The sequence below is a fragment of the Pedobacter sp. genome (genome assembly GCF_045628745.1).
Lineage (GTDB): Bacteria > Bacteroidota > Bacteroidia > Sphingobacteriales > Sphingobacteriaceae > Pedobacter.
The window spans coordinates 1-1,776 of record NZ_JAZQPU010000261.1 but is presented as its reverse complement, the minus strand read 5'-3'; the positions used below and the strand labels follow the sequence as shown (position 1 = coordinate 1,776).

2 protein-coding genes are annotated in these 1,776 nt (G+C 44.7%); both read left to right on the top strand.

All coding sequences use genetic code 11. From position 1 onward, the window contains the following. The coding region (gene rffA, locus ACR2F7_RS09895) for a dTDP-4-amino-4,6-dideoxygalactose transaminase (protein WP_432713408.1) at window positions 1-1,108 on the top strand (1,108 nt) is incomplete at its 5' end. Beyond that, on the top strand, window positions 1,105-1,776 hold a 672-nt coding region (locus ACR2F7_RS09890), incomplete at its 3' end, for an ArnT family glycosyltransferase (protein WP_432713407.1). The genes rffA and ACR2F7_RS09890, both read left to right, overlap by 4 nt.

The following is a 1,776-nucleotide window of genomic DNA, read 5'->3' as shown; positions in this document are numbered from 1 at the left end:
AACCGGAAAAGAAACACACTATATGTACGATGCTGTGCAAACGGGAAAAATTTCCGGCAATGGCAAATACACACAACTGTGCCAGGGATTTTTTGAAGCACGTTATGGCTTTAAGAAATGCCTGCTCACCACTTCCTGTACTGATGCATTGGAAATGACAGCGCTGCTGATCAATATCCAGCCCGGCGATGAAGTCATTATGCCTTCCTTCACTTTCGTGAGCACTGCCAATGCCTTTATTTTACGGGGTGCACATTTAGTTTTTGCAGATTCAGAAAAGGATAACCCGAATATAGATGTTTCTAAAATAGAAGCGTTAATCACACCAAAAACAAAAGCCATTGTGCCGGTACATTATGCAGGCATTGCCTGTGCGATGGATGAAATTATGGCTTTGGCCAAAAAATACCATTTATTTGTGATTGAAGATGCGGCACAAGCAATTGAAAGTCATTATACGGGCAAAGATGGCATCCGCAGAGCCCTGGGTTCCATTGGGCACCTCGCCACCTTTTCCTTTCATGAAACCAAAAATATCATCTCCGGCGAAGGCGGCATGCTGGCCATTAATGATACACAATTTATCCACAGGGCAGAAATCATCTGGGAAAAAGGCACCAACCGCTCCTCCTTTTTCCGTGGAGAGGTGGATAAATATGGCTGGGTAGATGTGGGCAGTTCCTTTTTACCCTCCGAAATTATTGCCGCTTTTTTATGGGCACAGGTAGAAGAGCTGACCATTATCCAGGCCAAGAGAAAAGCTTTATGGCTGCAATACCAGGAAGAATTAAAAGACTGGGCCCAAGAAAACGAGGTGCAATTACCACATATTCCCAGCTATGCCAGTAACAATGCACACCTTTTTTACCTTGTGTGTAAAGACCTCAACCAGCGCACTGCCCTGATCGACAAGTTAAAAGCAAAAGAGATCCTGTCGGTATTTCATTATTTAAGTTTGCATAAAAGCCCTTATTACCGGGAGAAGCACGACCAGCGTTGTCTTGCGCAGAGCGACCGTTACGAAAACTGTTTAATGCGCCTCCCCCTCTATTACGATCTAAAAGCTACAGAAATCACTTTCATTACAGACACCCTTAAAAGTAGATGATGAGAACAGCGGCCGTTCAAAAACTCAGTATAGGCGTCATCGCCCAGCAACTCTTTCACCTTTTTTACTATCCTTTTGTGGGTACCGATGCGGGTTTTTACCTTTCCGTGGCCCGCGAACTCTACCAGGGGAAAGTCTATTTTATAGAAATTGCCTCTTCCTATAACCCCTTGTCCATAGCCTATATTGGTTTACCTTTTCTTTTCAGTGATCAGCCAGATCCCCGGTTTTTCCTGGCGATGAATGTAGTCATTTTAGTGGGATGTGCCTGTTTATTACGTCAAATTTTTGAACACATCAGTCCTAAAAATGCGAGTAATGGATTTCTAGCGATCCTCTTTTTTTGTTCTTCGCTTTATTTAAGTGGCATCGACATTACGCTGGAGCCCCTGTCGCTTTTTTTTCAATTGCTGGCACTGTGGGCTTACCTCAGGTTTAAAAGTAATCGTTCCCTGGCCTATCTCTTCCTGACGGGCTTTTGCCTCAGCCTCGCTTTTTTAGCTAAACAATACGGGTATTTTTTGCTTTTTAGTTGGACGTCTCTGGAGCAGGTTTGCACTAGCCTTCGGGCCGGAGCTTTCCAGCATCGGGGTTCTGACGGCTTTGGCAGACTTCGGTCGTCCGGCGTACAATTAACAACCAACTTAGAACTGGTACGGACAAGGGGA